Below are 874 nucleotides of genomic sequence, written 5' to 3'. Positions count from 1 at the left end.
GGCTCTGTTGCAAAAAAATCCAGCTGGCAAGGCAAGCCCCTCATTTTCTGCTGTCAAGCGGTCTGACCTTGTAGATTCTGGGCGAGCAGTTCCACGGCTTCTGTCAACGCGCTCGGCCCGATACCAAAAGCACGTTCAACGATGCGCGCTTCCCCAAGGATGTCTCGTGTCAGGTTGAAAATATTAGCCTGGCCCTTGCGCAACGCCCGCATGACCTCGAAGCCCTTGATCGTCGCATATGCCGTCTTCAACGTCTTGAACCCTCTGACGGGTTTGATCAGCTGCTTTAGCTTACCGTGGTCAGCTTCGACGACATTGTTCAGATATTTGACCTGCCGATGCACAAGGTCATTGGGGCATCTGCCTTCGGCCTTCAACTGCGCGATGGCAATCCCATAGGTCGGCGCTTTGTCAGTGTTGATGACACGCGGCTTTTCCCAGTCTTTCAGGCCGTTCAAAGCTTTGCCGAGGAAGCGCTTGGCCGCTTTGGCATTGCGTGTCGGAGACAGGTAGAAATCGATCGTGTTGCCGAATTTGTCGACGGCCCGATACAGATAGGTCCATTTGCCGCGAACCTTCACATAGGTTTCGTCAACGCGCCAGCTCGTTGACTGTGGTCGGTGCCAATGCCAGCGCAGTCGTTTTTCGATCTCCTGCGCGTATTTCTGGACCCAGCGATAAATCGTGGAATGATCGACGGGCACACCGCGCTCACCCATCATCTGTTCAAGATCGCGGTAGCTGATCCCATAGCGGCAATACCACCGCACCGCCCATAAAATCACGTCACCCTGAAAATGACGCCACTTGAAATCGCTCATCAAAAGTCCCGCTGAAAATTGTCCGCACTCTTTCGGGCATCGGCAAAATTTTT

At 53.8% G+C, this 874-nt stretch carries 1 protein-coding gene; it reads right to left on the bottom strand.

What is annotated here, in order from left to right:
* Positions 1–53: 53 nt before the first annotated feature.
* The gene (locus tag V6767_RS22675) at positions 54–821 is read right to left on the bottom strand and encodes an IS6 family transposase (protein WP_448475504.1); all 768 of its coding nucleotides are present in this window, start codon (positions 819–821) and stop codon (positions 54–56) included.
* Positions 822–874 lie beyond the last annotated feature (53 nt).

The sequence above is a fragment of the Martelella sp. FLE1502 genome (genome assembly GCF_053484255.1).
This window is presented reverse-complemented; position numbering and strand designations above follow the sequence as displayed.

Coding starts and splice junctions, on each gene's coding strand:
- V6767_RS22675 (WP_448475504.1), bottom strand. CDS start 821: ATGAGCGATTTCAAGTGGCGTCATTTTCAGGGTGACGTGATTTTATGG.